The sequence below is a fragment of the Chloroflexota bacterium genome (assembly GCA_026708035.1).
Classification (GTDB): Bacteria; Chloroflexota; UBA11872; order UBA11872; family UBA11872; genus JAJECS01.
This window is the reverse complement of the sequence record JAPOVQ010000025.1, coordinates 126937-145572: the sequence shown is the minus strand read 5'-3', so window position 1 is coordinate 145572 and position 18636 is coordinate 126937. Positions and strand designations below refer to the sequence as shown.

The following is an 18636-nucleotide window of genomic DNA, read 5'->3' as shown; positions in this document are numbered from 1 at the left end:
CACAGGTGGCATGAAGGCGCGGCACCAGTGATCGGCCGCGACACACGGTGATTCGGCCGACGCGGGATGGAGCCTGGACTCCCGCCTCCGGAGACCATTGCAGAGTCCGGTAGGGGCGGGTCTGAGACTCGCCCGACGCCAAGCCTCCGGCGCGCTTCTAGGAGCGACCGGACTGGATTCCGGCCTTCGCCGGAATGACGGAGGGGTTACGCCAAGGTCTCCGGAGGCGGAGATTCAGCGGCCGCCGGACCTGTTCACACGCAGGCCGGGCGGGTTTGAAACCCGCCCCTACGCCTAATCTTGAGGTCTCCCGTGGGGGGAAGATCGATCCCCGGGGAGCTCCGCCTATAGCGCTGAATCGCCCTCCATGTCCCCGGCCTCCGGCGACGCCCCTTGCCGCGCGCCGAGCTCGCGATCGAGGATGAGCAGGCCCGCGCCGTCACCGCCCGCGATCTTGAGCTGGCTGAGGAGCGTGCGCAGGGTGTCCTCCTCCTCGATCTGCTCGTTGACGAACCAGTCCATCAGCGACTTCGCCTGGTAGTCGCCGCATTCAACTGACCTGCCGTAGAGCGCGTTGACCGCGCGGGTGTTGCCCTGCTCGTAGGCGAGCGCGGCCGCGACGGCCGCTTGGGTGCTCTCATAGCCAGTCTTGGGCTTGAGCAGCGCCGACAACGTGATCGGGACGTCGCGGGCGGCCAGATGATTGAAGATGCGCATGCCGTGGTCCCATTCCTCAGTGCTTTGCGCCCGCATCCAGCCGGCGAAGCCGTCGAGGTCCAGGGACTCGAAGTAGGCCGCTATCCCCAGGTAGATGTAGGAGGCGTTGAATTCGTGGGTGATCTGGGCATTGAGCGCATCGGCCAAGTCGTCATTCATCGGCATGTGTGGGGCTCCTGAGGTCCTCGCGGGTCTACACAATTCTAGGCAACGGGAGTCGCCGCGCCGCGAGAGCGCGGCGACCGTGCGGCGCAGCGGGAAGTAGGCTGGACGTTCCGCGGGTCATGAACGGCTGCCCGGCCGTCGCGCACCGCACGAACAAGGGAGGTTTCCATCGCAACGGTCAAGGACGTGATCCTTAGCGTCCGCCAGTACGGCGCGGAATAGCCCGGCCGATGCAAGCACTGACTCTCCCCATCGCCGTCGGGTGGTCCTACGTCAAGGTCAGTCTGGCGCGTCGCATCGGGTTCTTCATGAGCCTGGCAATCACCCTGCTCACCACCTGGATTCTGGTCGGCTTGTGGGCCGCAATCCGCCAGAATTCGGTTGAGGCGCAAGCCGAGTTCACGGCGGCGGAGCTGGCCACCTACATCGTCGTCGCCCAGGTCGTGAGCCTGGCGCGGATGAGCCATGCGAATCGGCAGTTCTTCTACCAGGCCCTGCGCCACGTGCACACCGGCGAGATCGCCATGGACCTGGTGCGTCCCATCGACAACCAGGTCTTGCGCTACTCGCAATGGCTGGGCGTGTTCGCGGTGGATGCGCTGATGGTGGCCGTCCCGACGTGGCTGATCTTCCGCCTCACCGGCATCGTCGGCGATCCGCATTCCGGCGTGCAGGCGGGGCTGTTTGCCGTGAGCGTGGCGCTGGGCTGGTTGGTGGCGGCGGGCTTCCACTACGTGCTAGCCGCCCTGACGTTGGTGATTACCCAGACGCCAGGCGTCAACCTGCTGCGCGTGGCGCTGCAGGAAGTGCTGGGAGGCGGCTTCATCCCGCTGGCGCTGATGCCGGGCTGGCTGGCAACGGCGGCGGTCGTCTTTCCGTTTCACGCGATGGTGTCCTCCCCGACGCTGATCTACATCGGTCATCTGCAAGGCCTTGACGCGCTGGCAGCCCTGGGCATTCAGGCAGCCTGGGGCCTTGGCCTGATCGTGAGCGGTCGCCTGCTCTGGATGCAGCTCGTTCGCCGAGTGCTGGTCCAGGGAGGCTGACGATGCGCTGGGCCTGGATCTATGTCGAGGGTCTGCGGCTGACGCTCAAGCGGCTGGCGCAATACCGCGTGGACGCCCTCTCGATGATCCTGGGCGATCTGGGATACCGGGTCATACGGCTGCTGGTCGTCGGCTTGCTGTTCGCGGTCACGCCGCAATTGGGTCAGTGGGGGCCGTGGGAGATCACGCTCATGTGGGCCACGGCCATGCTGGCCGAGAGCGTCGGGAACCTGCTCTTCGTCTTTCCGACGGTTATTGACCGCTACTTCCACGAAGGTGATCTCGACTACGTCCGAGTCCGACCGGCCCCGATCGTGCTGTGGGCCAATACGGTGGCGACCCAACCGCGCTATGTCAGCTTGGTCGTCGTGATGCTCAGCGTTGCGATCGTGTCCGCGGCGAACACAGGGATTCTGGGAAGCGCGGGACAGATGGGGCTGCTGGCAGTCGCCCTCTTGAGCACGGGGCTGGTGTTCATCGGCATGCGGCTGATGCTCTTCTGCCTGGCGGCCTGGTTCACGCGGTCGCGCGTGCTGTCGCACGGGATCGCCGCCTTCACCGATCACTCGCGGTACCCCATCGACGTCATGGACCAGCCACTCCGAGGCGTACTGACGGCTATTCCGCTGGCGTTCACGGTCTTCTATCCCGCCGCGTTCGCTCTGCGGCCGGACCAATACCTGATGCCCGGCATTCTGGGGCTTCCGGTGGCGGCAGCCATGATGGTCGGAGGTCTCGTGATGCTCCGGTTCGCCTTCCGCAAGTATCAGTCCGTCGGCACCCCGGAGATGTGGGGAGCTTCCTAGAAGATCCTCGGCGGGAGCGGACGTCGCTCGTCGCAGGAGGACAGCCGGGGCGCCAAGACTCCAGCGTTCGCGGTTGAGCGCCCAGTTTCAGGGGAGCCCCCACGCTCATCGGGGTGGGGAGTAGGCTGAATATTGGGGCGCCGCAGCAGCGGCAGCCCGGAATCCCACCATCGCAAGCAGAAGCGAGGTTCCCATCGCGGCAATCGAGGCCAATGGCCTGACCAAGACCTATCGCGTCGAGCGGCGTCGAGCCGGACGCCTCGGGTGGCTGCGATCGTTCGTCGCGCCGCAGTATCGCGAGATTCGCGGCGTCGACGACGTGTCATTCGATGTGGCCGAGGGCGAGATCGTCGGCTTGCTCGGACCCAACGGCGCGGGTAAGTCGACCACGGTCAAGATCCTGGCCGGCGTGCTCTACCCCACATCCGGCGACGCCCGCGTGCTGGGACTCGACCCCTTCAAGCGCCGCATCGACAACGCACGCAACATCGGCGTGCTTTTCGGGCAGCGGTCGCACCTGCTGTGGGACCTGCCGCCCATCGACGCCTATGCGCTGCTGCGCAAGGTCTACGGCTTGAGCCAGGCGGACTACGAGGCGCGGCTGCGGGAGCTGTCCGATCTGCTGGGGCTCGACGAGCTGATGCGCCAGTCGGTGCGGACGCTGAGTCTCGGCCAGCGCATGCGCTGCGAGTTGGCGGCGGCGTTTCTGCACCGTCCTCGCGTCGTCTACCTGGACGAGCCGACGATTGGCCTCGACATCGAGGGCAAGCACGCAATCCGCGAGTTCATCCGATCCATCAGCCAGGAGCACCAAACCGCCATCATCCTCACCACCCACGACCTCACGGACATCCAGGAGCTCTGCGAGCGGGTACTTGTGCTCAACGAGGGCGCGCTCATCTATGACGGGTCGCTGGAGCACCTGCTGAACCGACACGCCTCAACGCGCTCGATTCAGGCCGAGCTGGCCGACGGCTCGGCGGATGCGACGCGCGCCAGGCTGGCGCAGCGCTGGCCGGGCGCCGCCATCGTGGTCGAAGGCACGCGCCTGCGAGTGTCGGGGATCGGAGCCGCCGAAGACATCGTGAGCGCCGTAAGCCTCATCATGGCGACTGCGCGGCTGCGAAGCATTACGGTGCTCGATCCGCCGATCGAGGACGTGATCCTCAGCGTCTACCAGCACGGCGTGGACTAGCCGGGCCTCGTGCGGGAACTCGTCTAGGACTTCGTCACCACAAGCACAGCGCCTGCCCCAAGTCCGCGCAGTCAACGCCCAGCTTGCACCCACAGCGATTGGATATCTGCGCTGGGATATCCCGCTCGGCGCCTGCAGGAACGTCGAGCGCCTGCGCCCACGCCAGGGCCGCGGTCAGCCCTCGCAGATTGCGTGTAAAGTCCGGGTCGGTGTAGTTGGTCAACTCCACGTCCACGGCGGGAATGCCTTGATTCGCGAGGTAGTCGGCGGCCTGGCCGCTGAGGGGATAGGCCGTCCATTCCGTGAGATAGAGATATTGCGCGGCTAAGGCAATTACTCGTGCAAGTTCAGCCGAGCTGCCGTCGTCGCCATGGCCGGCCACCACCAGGCCGCCCCGACTGTGATAGAAGATCGCCGCGACGAACGGCCGGTCGACCAGATAGCGCGCGAGGGCGCGAGTCTCCGGCTCCGAGAACGGCTCCGTGCCTCCTCCTCCGGGAACGAGCCCGGACGGCCCATAGCTGTCGCGCTGCCAGTTCGCATCCCAGTTGCGATTGAGATCGACGCCGTTCGCGTTCTCGCGCGTGCCCGCGACGGCTCCGTCGGGGTTGAGATCGGGAATGAACGCTAGGCTAATACCGTCGTGGATCAGGTCAGGATTGGCCTGAAAGTGGTCGAGCAGCAGGTGGACGAGGACTGTTGTGTTTGCCTCGTTGCCCTGGTGGATGCCGCCAATGACGGCGACCCAGCGCGGTCCGCGGCCCAGTTCCACGACTCGGACAGGGCGTCCCGCCACCGAGTGCGTCAACACGCGGGAGTTGCCGACCGATTCGTGCGCCTCATCGGACGAGGTGGCCGGAGCAGTTGGCTCTGGCGGCGGCTTCTTGGCTGGCGGCGTGACCTCCGACGCGGCCCGGCGTTCGGCTAGCAGCGAAGGATCGCCGGGCGCGGCAAGGCTTGCGGAGGCCCCGCTGATCGCCAGCAGGCCCGCCGTGCACAGGATCACCGCCATCGCCCGGAGGGCGCGCCAGCTCGGACGCTTGGGGCCATTCACGTCGGGAGTCCGAACGCCGTCGGCACGGGACGCCGATGGATGGCAATCCCGGGAACCTCGGTTGTCGTTCTCATCGTCACGTCAACGCTCCGGCGCCTCGAGCGTTGGAGGCGGCCCGCGGTGGCGAATGCGGCCGCGCACCAACGTCATCGACCCCGGGCCGCCGACGCCACCAAAGCTCGCTGGTCGGGGCGGCGAGATTCGAACTCGCGACCTCATCGTCCCAAACGATGCGCGCTGCCAGGCTGCGCCACGCCCCGCGATACGTCCATTCATCCTAGAAGGGCGCGCGGCCGCTTGGCTAGCCGCGCATCGCGATCTATCCAGCCGGTGCGTCCGGATCCTCGGGCACGTCGGGCGCCCGCGTCACGCCCCAGCGCGCGGCATCCTCGGGGTTCTCGTCGAACCACTCGTTGTACTGCGTTGGGAATCTGGCCTTGGCCACGTCGATGCCGACGACGTATCGATTGGGCCACGGCACGAAACTGGAGCGGAACGTCGATCGGGTCTCGCTGCCGTCGGGCCAGGTGATCACCCGCGAGAACGCCGCCAGCACGCCGCGCTTGGACCACTCCACCTGCTCCTCGAACTCGGGATCCTCGGTCGGATCCAAGATGCCCTCGTCCGGCGGCGGGTCTTCCCAATCCTGCAACTCGTGGTCCACGATCTCGACGCGTCGACCGTCGTTGACGCCCCAGACTTCGAATGTCAGGGCGCCGAGCTTCTCGTCCGGAAACGCACGCAGCATGATCGGGTGCTCGGTGTCGTTGCGGAACTTGAAGTCGAGGCCGGGGCTGAAGATCGTGGCGTCGATCCCGATCGGCGCCGGGCCCATCTCGTAGTAGCGGACCCGATAGAGGTGGGGCCAGCGCTCCTCGATCCGAAGTCCAGCGTTCAGCACGGCGCGAAAGAGCGTGGTCGACACCTGGCAAATGCCGCCCCCGATGCCCTGCTCCGTCTTGTCGGCCAGGATGACGCTGCCTTCCACCCAGCCATGGCGGAGCTCGAACGGCCCGATGTTCTCCAGGAACGAGAACGTCTCGCCGGCCGGCACGACCAGGCCGTCGAGCTTTCTGGCACCGACGGCAATGTTGTGCAGGCGGTAGTCAGGGGAACCCTTGTAGATCGAATCGCCGGACGCCAACAGGTCCCGGATGCCCAACGGATTCTCAGCGAAATCGGCGCCCGTATTGAGCAGAATCAACGGGATTTCGACCACGCGTTCATCGGCGGAGGCCACCGCTCGCGCCATCGCCTCCTCGAGCGCGGCACGATCCACGATCTGCCCCGGATTGCCAACCTCGAATGCCCGCACCCGATTGCGCGCCTCGTCGTAGTCGAACACGGTTGGGTGCGGCTCGGCGGCGAGGGTGTCGTCGATGAGCGTGAACAGGTCATTGAAGCGCGTGAAGTCCAGGGTTGGGGTCAATTCGCTGCCGTCTCCCTGGACATCGATGGCCGCCCGCAGCTCCTCGGGAGTGATGGTCCACCCGCGCGCCTTGTGCATCAGCCACAGCGGGGCGCCGGTCATGCGCGTGATCTCATCGAGCGCCGCGCGCGCGTGATCCGTGGTGTAGGCCGGGAAGTCCTCTCGGAAAGTCAGCGTGATCACCCGCCCCGGCGGCGACGGCGTGGTCAGGTCGCCGACCGCACCCACCGCCGCCCCGATATCGACCACGCGGCCGGTCTGGCCGGGTCGCACGGCAGCCGCGTCGGTTCCTGCCATGGTCACGCTGGCGTCAACCGCCGGTTGATCGAATCCTTGGGCAATGCCGGCGACGTAGGCGCGCAGGACGCTCGCATCGAACGTCGTGGCGACCAGGTCACGATCGACCGACGCCGGAGGCTCGGAGATTCGACGCGCAATGCCGCCTCCGCCCTGCGCGGCCAGCAAGCCGCGAAGGGCGCCCCGGAAGTCCACCGTGAGGCCGACATCGGCGGCGGATGGACGCCACATCTGGCCGCCGAGCTCGAAGCTCACGGGGTTAGCCAGATAAGGTGCCCAGTAAGCCTCGAGCCGCGCCACGGCATCCTCGGGGGAAAGCCCGCCCACGTCCACGCCGTCAACCTGAGTGCCCGCGGGCAGCATTCCGTCGTCGCCACGCAAGAGGGCCGCGACCAGGGCAACGGGAGCAGCGGCCGCAAATCCCACAACTCCCAGACCAGCCAGGAGCAGCGCGCGCCGCGACGGCGAGTGGCCGGAAGCGTCGGCCGTCATGATCTTCCGCCTCGGAACGACGCGCGTCTGTTGGGTGCAGCCATACCGAGAATCAAGATTGCCCGATGATATCAGCGGCCTTCCGTGAGGGAACCGACATGGGCCAGCCAGTGGCCGCGCCGTGTGCGGTCACGGTGCCCGGCAACCGCCTGCGCGATATGCTCCGCGAATGGCAGCGCGTCGCGGCAGGGTTTCCAGTCGGCGGTCGGGCCCGCCGGTGCGCAGCTGGCGCGAGTCAAAGGCCGCGCGGCGCGCCCGCACTGTCGAGATCATCCGCCGCCTCCGCGACCTCTACCCGGAGGCCGCGGCCGAACTGACCTACACCGACCCCTTCCAACTGCTGATCGCCGTGATTCTTTCGGCGCAGACTACCGACGTCGCGGTCAACAAGGTGACGCCCACGCTGTTCGCCCGCTACCCGACGGCGGAGGCGCTGGCGTCGGCGCCGCAGGAAGACGTCGAAGACATCGTGCACCCCACGGGGTTCTACCGGCAGAAAGCGATGTCGATCCGGGCGACGGCCGCTCACCTGGTCGAGGAGTTCGACGGCCAGGTGCCCACGACCATGGATTCGCTGCTCAAGCTGCGCGGCGTGGCCCGCAAGACCGCCAACGTCGTGCTGGGCGAGGCGTTCGGCGTCCCAAGCGGGGTGGTGGTGGACACGCACGTGGCCCGGCTGTCGCAGCGATTGGGGTTCACGAAGCACGGCGACCCGGTGCGGATCGAACGCGACCTGATGGACCTCATGGAGCGCGACGATTGGATCTTCGCGGGCATCGGCGTGATCTTTCACGGGCGCCGCGTGTGCGAGGCGCGGCAGCCGCAATGCGACGCGTGCACGCTCAACGACATCTGCCCCAGCGCGACCACGCCGAATCGGCCGTCGCGGTCGCCATATGCGGGCGCGACGGCCCCTAAGGCCCAATGACGCGCTGAATCGACCGACGGCGACTACCGCGCGGCAGCCGGCGACCGCCGCGCCACGTAGACTCAGAGCCATAACCGCACGGCACAGCGGGAGTTGGCATGTTTGACGCGATTCATCACGTGGCCTACGTCGTCCCTGACCTCGACCGGGCGCTCGAGCTATTCCGCGACACGCTGGGCATGGAACCCGAGCAAATCTGGGCATCCGAGGAGGAAGGCAACCGATACGCCGCGCTGCGGGTCGGCGACTCGGGCGCATTCCTGGAGTTAATCTGCCCCACCGATCCGGCGCGCAGCAAGTTCGCCGCGCACCTCGACGAGCACGGCGCCAGCGTGCATCACGTGGCCTTCCGTGACGACGCCATGGACGTCACGCTCGCGACCCTCGAGGCGGCATATGGCATCGGCGGCACGGCGCCGATCGTCAGCTCGTCGGGCTGGCGGATCAGTTTCCTGGACACCAACGCCACACAAGACATGGGATTGCAGCTTGTCGACGGGAGGCATGACAGTGAGTAACGCAAACGCACACGCCAACAGCGCGCCGGCGGCCGGACCGGTGACGGCCGCGCGCCAGCGGGGGACCGGACCCGCAATCTGGCTGGCGGGCGATCCCGAGGACCTGAAAGTCTGGTTGCCCCGCGGCGGCTACGGCATCGTGACCAACACGGTGGTGCTCAACGAGATGGTCCAGAAGTACGGTCCGCTTACCGATCTGATCAAGCGCTACCTGGACGTCACCGACAAGCAAGTCGTGGTGGAGGTTGACGGGCACTCCACCCAGGAGCTGCTCGACGTCTCGCACGTGTTCACGCGCATGTCCGACCGGATCGTCATCAAGATTCCCTGCGCCGTGCACGGACTCGAAGCATTCAGCACGCTCAAGGCCGAGGGCGTGGAGACCTTCTGCACCACGTGCTTCTCACTGGGCCAGGCGGCGGCGGTCGCCCAGGCCGGCGCGACGCACATCCTGCCGTTCTGCGAGCCGGTGAAGCAGGTCGGCGGCGATCCGACCAAGCTGGTGCGCGAGTGCGTGGCGATGTTCCGCGGCTGGGAGCAGCGGCCGTACATTACGGCGGCGCTGGTGCGCTCGGTTGACACCGCCTACGCGGCGCTGCGCGACGGCGCCGACGGCATCATCATCTTCTGGAACGTCTTCGCCGAGCTGATGGAGCATCCGCTCACCGACCAATGGAACGACATGTTCATGGATGAGTGGGTGCAGATGCACGAGGCGGGGTATCTGGAGGGCGTGCCGGTCTCGCTGGGCGAGGGCGCGCACGCCTAGGACGCTCTCCGTGGGCAATGCGACGCTGCGGGTGCGGCGTGTTGGCCCGCGCCTCGTGGCGCCGGACGACGTGCCCGTGTGGCCCTTCGACCTGGCGCCCGCGCGCCACATGACGCTTGCCGAGGGACTGCTGGAGCCCGGAGCGGCCTACCGGCCGCACGCTCACCGCACCATCGAGCAGGTCACCTACGTGCTGGCCGGGCGCGTGCGCGTCACTTCGTTCGATGAGGACACCGGCCAACCGCAAGGCGTCGAGCTGGAAGCCGGGGAGTGCGTCGTGTCCCTGCCGCAGGAGACCATCGAGTTTGCCTGCGCGGCCGAGACTCCGGCCCGGGTGCTGTTCGTGACGTCGCCGCCGTATCCCGCCGACCATTCGGACACGATCGTCCTGCGCGAGCACCAGTCGCTTGCGGACGCAGACTGAGGGCTCGACACGCGCACGGTCGGCGAGGGCGGTCGGCGCATGAAAGTCGGCGCCATTGTTGCCGCAGCGGTGCTCGTGGCCGGCTGCGGCACCGCGCCCGTCGAGACGGCGCCAGCAACGCCCACAGTTGCCGCGGCAGCAGCCGTCACCGCCACTGCCGCGCCTTCGCCAATGCCAACCGCGATGCCCACGCCTTCGCCGGCGCCGGTGCCTACGGCGACGATCGTCCCAACCCCAAGGCCGTCGCCCACGCCGACCGCTACGCCGTCACCGACGCCAGCGCCAACCGCCACTGCCACCCCTACGCCCGAGCCGACGCCGGCCCTCGGACCCGAAATCCAGGCCGTGGCATCCATCGGCGCCTGCGAGCTCTACCTGGAAGTGGCAGACGATCCGGAGGAGCGCGCCGTCGGACTCATGGGCCGCGAGTCCCTGGGGCGCGATCGCGGCATGCTGTTCGTCTATGCAGCTGAGCAGGTCCTTAGCTTCTGGATGAAAGGCACGCTCATCCCGCTCGACATCGTCTTCATCAACGGCGACTCGGTCGTCGTCGACGTGCAGACCATGCGCCCGGAGCATGAGACTGCGCCAAACCTGCCGATCACACGGTCGGCGGCGCCGGCCCGCTACGCCATCGAGGTGAACGAAGGCGTCGCCGCCGAGTGCGGCATCGAGCCGGGTGTCGTCGCCGAGATTCGCACCCTCAGCTAGGACCCTGTGACGTCGGTCCAAGGGCAGCCACTAGGGCTGCCCCTACACGGACTCGTTTCCTGTGCGGGCGCCCCGAGTGGGCGCCCGCGTTCCCCGCGTGCGCTGACTAGAGGACCCCACAGATGCGCAGCAGCGTCTCGTGCACGGCCAGGTCATGCGCAGCCGTGTATGCCGGCGCGCGGTCGCCCCGAACCCACGCGGCCAGGTCCTCGATGTCGCCGTCGTACCTGGGGCGCATCGGAATCGCCGGCTCGCTCCAGCCCGCGGGGAAGTCTTCGTGCGCTTCGCTGAGGAACAGACGCACGCCCGGCGGCTCGATCGGCTCGATGAGCACCGAGCCGCGCTCGCCGATCACCTGGAAGCGCCGGTGGTGCATCGGGTCGTTGCCGGTGACCCAGGTCTGCAGCAGCGACATCGCGCCGGGATACTCCAGCACGGCCGTGCAGTTGTCCTCAAACGGCTCGCCCTGATCGCGTGCGTCTCGCCGGTGGCTGGCCCACACGCTGGAGGGCTTGCCGAGAAACAGCATGGCCGCATCGAGCACGTGGCATCCCAAGAGGTAAAACAACGCGCCGGCGTGCGCGCCGTCCTTGGCCCGAATGTCGGCGTAGCTACGGATGTTGGTCGGAATGTCGACGTTGATCCGCGTGACGTTGCCGAGCCAGCCCTGGCGCATGGCGCGAAGCGCAAGCTCGATCGCGGGGTTGTAGCGGAACTGATAGCCCATCTGGACGTGCAGGTTGCGGCTGGCCGCCAAGTCGAGCACCGCCCGCAAATCGGCGAGCGACGGAGACGGCGCCTTGTCGATATGGATGTGCTTGCCGTGCTCGAGCGCCCGCCGCGCCCAGCGCAGGTTGTGGCGGGGGAGGGTTTCGACGAACACCACCGGAATCGACTCGTCGTGCAGCACGTCGACCTCGGACAGCGCCGCCACGTCCCCGAAGCGGTCCACGGCTTGCTGCCGTCCCCACTCCGAGGCATCCGGCTCGAATGCGCCCACGAACTCCATGTCATCGGAGCGGCGCAGCGCCTGCACCTTGCCCCACGCATGGTCATGACCAATGCCTATCAATGCCGCCCGCAGCTTGCCACTCTGGTCCGACATCCCCCGCGCTCCTTCTTCGACCCTGCCTGACGCCGCTTGCCGACATCATGGCAGCCCGCAGGCTCCGCCGGCCGAATGTCGCGCGTGTGGAATGCCGTGGCTACGCTACATCCGTGAGTGACATTCGGCCCGCCGTCGAGCCGGCGGGCGATCAGGAATTTCCAGCGCCGACCGGCCGCACGCCGGACGACCTGGCCTATTGGGTGGCGCTCAACGCCGTGCGCGGCATCAGCTCGGGCGCCGTCTGGGCCTTGCGGCGGGCCTTCGACAGCATGGCGCGCGCCTGGGGCGCATCCGCCACGGAGCTGCGACGCGCCGGGCTGGAGGCCAAGGTCGTCGAGCAACTGCTCGACGCGCGGCGCGACATCGAGCCTGAGGCCGCGATGGCGGCGCTGGAGGAAGCGGACGGGCGCGCGATCGCCTGGGACGACCCGGCGTACCCTGAGCGGCTGCGAGAGATCGCCGATCCACCGGCGCTGCTGCACGTCCGCGGGGACATCGACGCTTTGTCACAGGACCGGGCGGTCGCCATCGTCGGCACCCGGCGCATGAGCACCTACGCCCGGCTGGTCACCGAGCGACTTGCCGGCGACCTTGCCGGCAGCGGGATCACCATCGTGAGCGGCATGGCGTCGGGGGTGGACAGCGTGGCGCACCGCGCGGCGCTCGAAGCGGGCGGGCCGACCGTCGCCGTGTGGGGCACGGGGCTCGGCACCGTTTACCCGGTCGCGAATCGGAAGTTGGCGCGACAGATCGCGGACCAAGGGGCCATCGTCACGGAATATCCCGTGTGGATGCGCGGCTCGGCGGAGAACTTTCCCCAGCGCAACCGCATCATCAGCGGGCTCGTGCTAGGAACCATCGTGGTCGAGGCGCCGCTTCCGAGCGGGGCGCTGATCACCGCGCGCTACGCCATCGAGCACAACCGCGAGATCATGGCCGTGCCCGGCGACATCTTCCGGAACGGCAGCCAGGGCACGAACGCGCTGATCTTCCGCGGCGAGGCCCGCGCCGTGACCTCAGCCGCCGACGTGCTGGATACGCTCGGCATCAGCGTCGATCCGGTCCAGCTCGCGCTGCATCCGGTCGTTGAGCCGGACGCCGACGAGCGTCCCATCGCCGATCAGCTCAACGCCTCGCCCAAGCACATCGACACCCTGGCGCAATCCGCCGGACTCCCCGCGCACCGTGTCTCGGCCATTCTCACCATGCTCGAGCTGAAGGGCCTGGCCCGGCACGTGGGCGGCGGTCGCTACGTGCATCCGCGACCCGAGCCGGCGGGCGGGCGCGATGGCTAGCCACACGAGCCGCTGAGGCAAGGGTGCGGCGACTTCATCGCTCACGCTCGTCGGAAACGACGATCGGGCCAACGCGCATGCTCGAAAGCCCCACCTCCACCAGGCACGGCGATTGCAGGTCTCGCCAGAAGGTCATGGGCTGAAGGCCGGCCACTTGCGCCAGGTAAAGCGTCATCACCGTGCCGTGGGTGACCACGATGGCGTCCCCGGAATCCGCTTCGAGGACAGCTTCAATCGCGGCGCTGAATCGGCCGCATGCCTGGCTCGCGGTCTCGGAGCCGAAGACGAGTCGCGACGGCTGGCAAAAGAACTCTTCAATTGCTTGCTCGAACTCTTGGGTGGTGGGAAAGAATGGTGCGTTTTGGCGATGGTGCTCTTCGAGCCCGGCCTTGATCCGCACCGGGATGCCGAGCGCGCTCCCGACGATCTCGGCGGTCTCGACGGCCTTGGGCTCTCGGCTGCACCAGATGAGGTTCGCGCGGTAGCCGCGAAGCCTAGCGGCCATCGACTCGGCCCGACGCCGCCCAAGCTCGCTGAGTCTCCATTCGGCTGCCGGCACGTCGCGCTCGATCCAAGGCTGCGAGTGACGCACCAGCACGAGCTTTCGCACGCTGCGCTCCAACGAACGACGGTCTAACGCTGGAGCTTACGATCGGCGAGCCCCGGAGGCGCTTCGAGTTCGTGGGATATTCGGCAGCGTCGCGGGTGTGGATAGGGCGAGCGGGCGCATGAGCGAACGCGGCTACACATTTGGAGATACGGACGTCGCCGGCAAGCGATTGCGGCTCGCCGCCGAAGTGTTTCAGCCGGAGATGGCGAGCTTCCTGGAGCAGGCGCAGGCCAGCCCGGAGTTGGCCTACGACCTGGGCTGTGGACCCGGATACACGACACGCATCGTGGCAGAAACCGTGGCACCTCAGCGCACCGTCGGACTCGACGCCTCCAGCCGCTTCATCGAGGTGGCGCGGGCTCGGCCAATGGCGGGCGTCGAGTACTTCCAGCATGACGTGACCCGCACACCGTTTCCGTTCGGGCCAGGCGATCTGCTGTTTTCGCATTTTCTGCTGCCGCATGTGTCCGACCCACCGTCGACTCTCGCCGCCTGGGCCACGCAGATTCGGCCGGCAGGTCTTCTCCTGCTGGACGAAGTCTCGGACATTTGGACGACGCATCCGAAATTCCTGCGCTACCTCGAAATGGTCGAGCAGGTTGTCGATGCCGGAGGCGGGCGGCTCTATGCGGGCAAGGCGATGGAGCAGCTCATTCCGGGCACTGGACTGGCTGTTGTTTCCAGCCGATTGGTCGAGCAGCCCGTGAGCACGGGCCAGGCGGCGGCGATGTTCCGACTGAACATCGCCGGTTGGGGCGTTACGCCGGCAGCGAGGGCAAGCTTCTCCGCGCCGAGCATCGATGAGGTCGCGGTTGAACTCGATGGACTCGCGGCGTCGCCATCACCGCACGAAATCGTTTGGGGTATGCGCCAGGTGATTTGCCGGGCCGCAAACACCGAGTGACTGCCGACCAGATCCGATACTAATCCGAGCGGTCGCTCTTGGAGAGTCAAGGCGGCGAGCCGCCCGACGCAGCTCACCTGAATCGGCACCCGGCTGGAGGCAGGCTTCCACCACCACGTTGGCCAGGTCGACCTCACCCTTCCACGCTTGCATGATGGGGCGTGAGGAGCTTGCACGTGGCGCCCATGGAGGCTGGGGTTGCAGATCAAAGGCGTCGATTTCATCTGGATCGTCGCCGCCGATGTCGAGCGAACGGCGCGGTTCTACCGTGACGTGCTTGGGCTACCGGAAGCGGGGATCCAGGACGACGACTGGCGCGAATTCCAGGCTGGGTCCGTGACGCTGGCAGTTACGCCGGCGCATGTGGGCCTTCAGCCTCCTCGCGTGCTCGTGGCGCTGGCAGTCGATGACGTAGACGCCGCATTGGCGGAGGCGCGGGACCGCGGCGTCGAGGTCCTGCACGCGACACGCGATACCCCAGCCTGCCTCAATGCCATGATCGCCGATCCCGACGGCAATCCGATCTGGTTGCACCAGCGACACGACGGAACCTACGGCTAGCGCCGCGTATCATCAAGGCCATGCCCCGAATCTTCGCCCCGAGCCTCTGACGTGCGTCGTCGGCACCTTGGGATTCTGGCGCTCATCGCGATCATGTTCGCGCTGGCGCTGTACATCGTGGTCCCGAACTCACCGGGATTCCCGGTGCAGGTCGGCACGCGCGATTTCTCGGACCTGGAGTTTCGGCAGGGATTGGATCTCCAGGGCGGGTTGCACGTGCGCTTCGAGGCCGACCCCGCGCCCGGCCAGGAGGTCGACACGGATGCCATGGAGGCCGTGCGGCAAATCATCGAGAATCGCGTCAACGCATTGGGCGTCGCCGAGCCGGTCATTCAGATCGAGGGCGACACCCGGCTGATCGTGGAGCTTCCCGGCCTCGGCGGTCCGGACCCGAACTGTGATCCCGCGACCGAGGAGTGCGCGGATCCGCTCGACGATGCGATTGAGCTCTTCCGCGAAACCGGACAGCTTCTGATCGTCGATACCGGTTCACGACCCTACCCGGACGACGAGGTCTTCGTGGCCGATCCGGAAGACGTTGTGCTGCGCGGGGCGGATCTCCAGTCGGCACGCGTCGAGTTCGATCAGCTCGGCGCGTCCATGATCGCCTTCGAACTTAAGCCGTCATCGGGAGAGCACTTCGAGAGGCACACCAGCACCAACCTGGGCCAGTGGCTCACCATCACGGTGGACGACATCGTCATCAACTCGGCGGTGATCGAGGCGCCGATTCGCGACGAGGGCGTTATCCGCGGCACGTTCACGCCGGACGAGGCGCGCCGGGTGGCGATCCAGCTGCAATACGGCGCCCTGCCGGTGCCGCTCAAGGTGGTGCAGAACCTGACCGTGCGGCCGACGCTGGGCGAAGAGTCGCTGGCGCTCTCGGTGCGCGCCGGCATCGTGGGCGCCGTGCTGGTGCTGGCGTTCATGGTGGCCTACTACCGCGCGGCGGGCGTCGTGGCGGCGCTGGCGCTCGTGGCCTACGTGATGCTCGTCTTCGCCATCTTCAAGCTCGTGCCCGTCACCCTCACCCTGGCGGGTGTGGCCGGCGTGATCCTGTCGCTGGGCGTGGCCGTCGACGCGAACATTCTGATCTTCGAGCGCACGCGGGAAGAGGTGCGCCGTGGTCGCGTGGTGCGACGGGCCATCGAAGCGGGATTCAACCGCGCCTGGCCCTCGATTCGAGACTCGAACGTCTCCACGCTGCTCATCTGCGCCGTGCTCTTCGGCTTCGGCAGCGGCGGCGTGCGGGGATTTGCACTGACGCTGGCGATCGGCGTGGCGGTGAGCATGTTCTCGGCCATCACCATCAGCCGCACGCTGCTGCGGCTGGCCGTGCTGGTGCCGGGCGTTGACCAGCCGCGCTGGTTTGGCGCGCGACCAACTCCCGAAGAGAGCGCGGCCTGATGTTTGACATCGTGGGACGCCGCGGCTGGTGGTACCTGGTGTCCACCGTGCTGCTGGCGCCGGGCGTCGTGGCGCTTCTGACCGGCGGCCTGAAGCCCGGCATCGACTTCACCGGCGGAACACTGCTGCAAGTGCGCGTTGCAGCGGAAACCACGCAAGAGGACGTCACGTCAGCCGCGCAAGGGGCCGGATTTCCCGAAGCCGTGGTCCAGATGGCGGGCGAGAGCGACGCATTGCTCCGCGTCCGCGCCATCGACATCGACGAAAAGGACGATCTGCTCAGCGGGCTCGGCGCGGCCACGGGGCCGGTCGAGGAGCTTGGCTTCTCAGCCATCGGTCCGGTCGTAGGTGAAGAGCTCACCCGAGCCGCCGTCATCGCGGTGGCCGTGGCGTCGGGACTGATTCTGCTCTACGTCACGTGGGCCTTCCGCGGCATGCAGCATTCGTTTCGCTACGGCGTGGCGGCGATCGTGGCGCTGCTGCACGATGCGCTGTTCGTGCTTGGTGTCTTCGCGATCCTGGGTCACGCGCTCAACGTGCAGATCGACGCACTGTTCGTGACCGCGCTGCTGACGGTGATCGGGTTCTCGGTCAACGACTCCATCGTCGTCTTCGACCGCATTCGAGAAACCAACCGTGACTACGTGCACCTGGACGACCACGAGCGCCCCGGCATCGCCAGCATCATCAACCACAGCGCCAACCAGAGCCTGACGCGGTCGCTCAACACCTCATTCACGGCGTTGCTGGTGCTGCTCGCCCTGCTGCTCCTGGGCGGGCCGACGATTCGCGACTTTGTGCTGGCGCTGTCTCTCGGCTTCGCCATCGGGACCTACTCGTCGATCTTCAACGCCGCCTGCCTGGTCGCTTCGTGGGAGAACCGCGACATTCCGCGACTATGGCGCCGGGTGTTCCCCTGGCGCCGCGCCTCGACGGCCTAGGGCACGTAGCCCCAGCGCGCCTCGGCTTCTTCGGCCTCGGTGATGGCCGTCTTCAGGCGGTTGGCGGCGTCGAGGGCCTGGGCGTATGGCGTCGTGCCCACGAGCACGTGCACCTCGGCCGCCTCTTCGGAAAGCTCACGCACTCGCGCCACCCAGAGCGAAAGCTCCGCGTCGGAGTAGGTGTGGACCATTGACTCGACGGGATTGGCCTCGGTGCGCGGCCAGGCGTCGGCGTCGCGGCCATGGAGCCGCACGACGCTGAGGCGATCCGTGGTGACGGCGACGGTGGGCGGACCAGCCTCGGGCCGGTCGGGCGGAAAGTCCGCCACCACCAGGGCCATTTCCAAGTCGATCAGACACTCCAAGGTTGCGTCCTGTTGGCTGGGCACGTCCCAACTGGGATGCCGAAACTCGGCGGCCAGGGGCAATTCGGGAAGAAGTCCGCTGACGTGCCCCAGGTACTCGCGAGCCTCGTCGCCGGCCCCGAACCACGACGGGAACTGGAGCAGCACGCAGCCGAGCTTGCCGGCTTCCGCCAGCGGCGCGAGCGCCTGGGCAAAGTCGTCGAACAGCACGTCGGGCGGCACCACCGAGACCTCTTGCCACGACCGCCGCCCGATGGGGCCCGTGTCACCCGGCCGACGCTGATGCAGCGTGAGGCCGCCGAAGGCGATGACGTCGAATAGGAAGCCATCCGGCGCCTGTGCGGCCCAGTCGGCCAGCCGCTCTGGCTTGGGGATGCCGTTGAAGGTGTTGGTCGTCTCGACGACGTCGGCCGCTGCGGCGTAGTGGCCCAGCATCTCCGCCGGCTTGACGCGCGGCGGGTAGAAGTCCTCCAGCCGTTGCCAGCCGCGAATGCCGAACCTTCGCGTAGCGCTCACTCGTCATCCTGGCGTCGCATGCGCGCGAGCTCGCGCGCGGCCTCGCGGCGGCGCCAGCGCTCGATCACCGGCAAGCCGGGGCCGAACACGGTCCATCCGTGAAGCGCCAGCGCGATCATCCAGAACACCACCGGCCAGAAAAACCAGATGAAGTCCGGAGTCGCGATGATGTTCGCGAGCAACAGCAGGATGGCAACGGCCGCCCACACCACCGCGTGCCCCGCGAATCCCAGTCGCGCCCGTACGCGCTCGGTCGCGCGGCGGTAGGCCTCGGCGCGGTCGCTAGGTGACGGGTCGGTCATGTGCAGGGCCCGGCGAGCGGGCGGAATTCTACCCGGCGGCACGTCCCGGCAACATGACGCGACCTACGTCGTGCCG

Annotated in this window: 20 protein-coding genes and 1 tRNA gene; 13 read left to right on the top strand and 8 right to left on the bottom strand. The window is 67.5% G+C overall.

Going from position 1 to position 18636, the window contains the following annotated elements:
• Positions 1-345: 345 nt before the first annotated feature.
• The gene (locus tag OXG33_10790) at positions 346-882 is read right to left on the bottom strand and encodes a ferritin (GenBank protein ID MCY4114407.1); all 537 of its coding nucleotides are present in this window, start codon (positions 880-882) and stop codon (positions 346-348) included.
• A gap of 230 nt (positions 883-1112) precedes the next feature.
• Here OXG33_10790 and OXG33_10785 point away from each other — a divergent pair, with 230 nt between their 5' ends.
• The 3 genes from OXG33_10785 to OXG33_10775 all read left to right on the top strand — a co-directional run bounded on the left by OXG33_10785 (position 1113) and on the right by OXG33_10775 (position 3929).
• Positions 1113-1928 (top strand): ABC-2 family transporter protein, encoded by an 816-nt coding sequence (locus OXG33_10785; protein MCY4114406.1) that lies wholly within the window; start codon positions 1113-1115, stop codon positions 1926-1928.
• Positions 1929-1930: 2 nt separating this feature from the next.
• Positions 1931-2734, top strand: a complete 804-nt coding sequence (locus OXG33_10780) for an ABC-2 family transporter protein (protein ID MCY4114405.1) — start codon at positions 1931-1933, stop codon at positions 2732-2734.
• A 319-nt stretch (positions 2735-3053) separates the two neighbouring features.
• Entirely contained in the window at positions 3054-3929 is an 876-nt protein-coding gene (locus tag OXG33_10775; GenBank protein ID MCY4114404.1) for an ATP-binding cassette domain-containing protein, read from the top strand.
• Between the two features lie 34 nt (positions 3930-3963).
• On the opposite strand, the gene OXG33_10770 is transcribed toward OXG33_10775, so the two are convergent.
• The 3 genes from OXG33_10770 to OXG33_10760 form a co-directional block, all read right to left on the bottom strand.
• Positions 3964-4983, bottom strand: coding sequence for a M14 family metallopeptidase (locus tag OXG33_10770; GenBank protein MCY4114403.1), 1020 nt, complete (start codon positions 4981-4983; stop codon positions 3964-3966).
• Positions 4984-5166: 183 nt separating this feature from the next.
• A tRNA-Pro gene (locus OXG33_10765) sits at positions 5167-5243 on the bottom strand.
• A 59-nt stretch (positions 5244-5302) separates the two neighbouring features.
• Positions 5303-7201: a VanW family protein gene (locus tag OXG33_10760; protein MCY4114402.1), complete on the bottom strand. Its 1899-nt coding sequence runs from the start codon at positions 7199-7201 to the stop codon at positions 5303-5305.
• Between the two features lie 169 nt (positions 7202-7370).
• Here OXG33_10760 and nth point away from each other — a divergent pair, with 169 nt between their 5' ends.
• From nth to OXG33_10735, 5 genes are all read left to right on the top strand, one after another.
• Positions 7371-8129, top strand: a complete 759-nt coding sequence (gene nth / locus OXG33_10755; protein ID MCY4114401.1) for an endonuclease III — start codon at positions 7371-7373, stop codon at positions 8127-8129.
• A gap of 98 nt (positions 8130-8227) precedes the next feature.
• Positions 8228-8647, top strand: coding sequence for a VOC family protein (locus OXG33_10750; GenBank protein MCY4114400.1), 420 nt, complete (start codon positions 8228-8230; stop codon positions 8645-8647).
• On the top strand, positions 8640-9416 hold the full coding sequence (locus OXG33_10745) for a hypothetical protein (GenBank protein ID MCY4114399.1): 777 nt from the start codon (positions 8640-8642) through the stop codon (positions 9414-9416). The genes OXG33_10750 and OXG33_10745 overlap by 8 nt, the downstream gene beginning before the upstream one ends.
• Before the next feature lie 10 nt (positions 9417-9426).
• A complete protein-coding gene (locus tag OXG33_10740; protein MCY4114398.1) occupies positions 9427-9840 on the top strand; it encodes a cupin domain-containing protein in 414 nt (137 codons plus the stop codon).
• A gap of 39 nt (positions 9841-9879) precedes the next feature.
• Positions 9880-10551 (top strand): DUF192 domain-containing protein, encoded by a 672-nt coding sequence (locus tag OXG33_10735; protein ID MCY4114397.1) that lies wholly within the window; start codon positions 9880-9882, stop codon positions 10549-10551.
• 106 nt (positions 10552-10657) lie between these two features.
• Here OXG33_10735 and OXG33_10730 read toward each other — a convergent pair whose 3' ends face one another.
• Complete coding sequence (locus OXG33_10730; protein ID MCY4114396.1) at positions 10658-11656, bottom strand: Gfo/Idh/MocA family oxidoreductase; 999 nt, start codon at positions 11654-11656, stop codon at positions 10658-10660.
• A 113-nt stretch (positions 11657-11769) separates the two neighbouring features.
• Here OXG33_10730 and dprA point away from each other — a divergent pair, with 113 nt between their 5' ends.
• Positions 11770-12954, top strand: coding sequence for a DNA-processing protein DprA (gene dprA, locus OXG33_10725; protein ID MCY4114395.1), 1185 nt, complete (start codon positions 11770-11772; stop codon positions 12952-12954).
• A gap of 34 nt (positions 12955-12988) precedes the next feature.
• Here dprA and OXG33_10720 read toward each other — a convergent pair whose 3' ends face one another.
• Positions 12989-13564, bottom strand: a complete 576-nt coding sequence (locus tag OXG33_10720; GenBank protein ID MCY4114394.1) for a histidine phosphatase family protein — start codon at positions 13562-13564, stop codon at positions 12989-12991.
• Positions 13565-13682: 118 nt separating this feature from the next.
• Between OXG33_10720 and OXG33_10715 the strand changes: the two genes are divergently transcribed.
• The 4 genes from OXG33_10715 (at position 13683) to secF (ending at position 17377) form a co-directional block, all read left to right on the top strand.
• Positions 13683-14468 carry a class I SAM-dependent methyltransferase gene (locus OXG33_10715; protein ID MCY4114393.1) on the top strand — a complete coding sequence of 262 codons (786 nt, stop codon included), beginning with the start codon at positions 13683-13685 and terminating at the stop codon, positions 14466-14468.
• 198 nt (positions 14469-14666) lie between these two features.
• Positions 14667-15029, top strand: coding sequence for a VOC family protein (locus tag OXG33_10710; protein ID MCY4114392.1), 363 nt, complete (start codon positions 14667-14669; stop codon positions 15027-15029).
• 51 nt (positions 15030-15080) lie between these two features.
• Positions 15081-16436 carry a protein translocase subunit SecD gene (secD, locus tag OXG33_10705; GenBank protein MCY4114391.1) on the top strand — a complete coding sequence of 452 codons (1356 nt, stop codon included), beginning with the start codon at positions 15081-15083 and terminating at the stop codon, positions 16434-16436.
• The gene (gene secF, locus OXG33_10700) at positions 16436-17377 is read left to right on the top strand and encodes a protein translocase subunit SecF (GenBank protein MCY4114390.1); all 942 of its coding nucleotides are present in this window, start codon (positions 16436-16438) and stop codon (positions 17375-17377) included. The genes secD and secF overlap by 1 nt, the downstream gene beginning before the upstream one ends.
• On the opposite strand, the gene OXG33_10695 is transcribed toward secF, so the two are convergent.
• Together OXG33_10695 and OXG33_10690 are read right to left on the bottom strand one after the other, a co-directional pair.
• Positions 17374-18258: a DUF72 domain-containing protein gene (locus OXG33_10695; GenBank protein MCY4114389.1), complete on the bottom strand. Its 885-nt coding sequence runs from the start codon at positions 18256-18258 to the stop codon at positions 17374-17376. The two genes, secF and OXG33_10695, sit on opposite strands and share 4 nt — an antisense overlap.
• Positions 18255-18560, bottom strand: coding sequence for a 2TM domain-containing protein (locus OXG33_10690; protein ID MCY4114388.1), 306 nt, complete (start codon positions 18558-18560; stop codon positions 18255-18257). Before OXG33_10690 ends, OXG33_10695 begins: the two co-directional genes overlap by 4 nt.
• Positions 18561-18636: the final 76 nt, after the last annotated feature.

Bases quoted from the DNA above. Each gene is read 5' to 3' on its own strand.
- OXG33_10735 (MCY4114397.1), top strand. From the start codon at position 9,880: ATGAAAGTCGGCGCCATTGTTGCCGCAGCGGTGCTCGTGGCCGGCTGC.
- OXG33_10715 (MCY4114393.1), top strand. From the start codon at position 13,683: ATGAGCGAACGCGGCTACACATTTGGAGATACGGACGTCGCCGGCAAG.
- nth (MCY4114401.1), top strand. From the start codon at position 7,371: ATGGCAGCGCGTCGCGGCAGGGTTTCCAGTCGGCGGTCGGGCCCGCCG.
- OXG33_10730 (MCY4114396.1), bottom strand. From the start codon at position 11,656: ATGTCGGACCAGAGTGGCAAGCTGCGGGCGGCATTGATAGGCATTGGT.
- OXG33_10790 (MCY4114407.1), bottom strand. From the start codon at position 882: ATGCCGATGAATGACGACTTGGCCGATGCGCTCAATGCCCAGATCACC.
- OXG33_10785 (MCY4114406.1), top strand. From the start codon at position 1,113: ATGCAAGCACTGACTCTCCCCATCGCCGTCGGGTGGTCCTACGTCAAG.
- OXG33_10690 (MCY4114388.1), bottom strand. From the start codon at position 18,560: ATGACCGACCCGTCACCTAGCGACCGCGCCGAGGCCTACCGCCGCGCG.
- OXG33_10760 (MCY4114402.1), bottom strand. From the start codon at position 7,201: ATGACGGCCGACGCTTCCGGCCACTCGCCGTCGCGGCGCGCGCTGCTC.
- secF (MCY4114390.1), top strand. From the start codon at position 16,436: ATGTTTGACATCGTGGGACGCCGCGGCTGGTGGTACCTGGTGTCCACC.
- OXG33_10780 (MCY4114405.1), top strand. From the start codon at position 1,931: ATGCGCTGGGCCTGGATCTATGTCGAGGGTCTGCGGCTGACGCTCAAG.
- OXG33_10750 (MCY4114400.1), top strand. From the start codon at position 8,228: ATGTTTGACGCGATTCATCACGTGGCCTACGTCGTCCCTGACCTCGAC.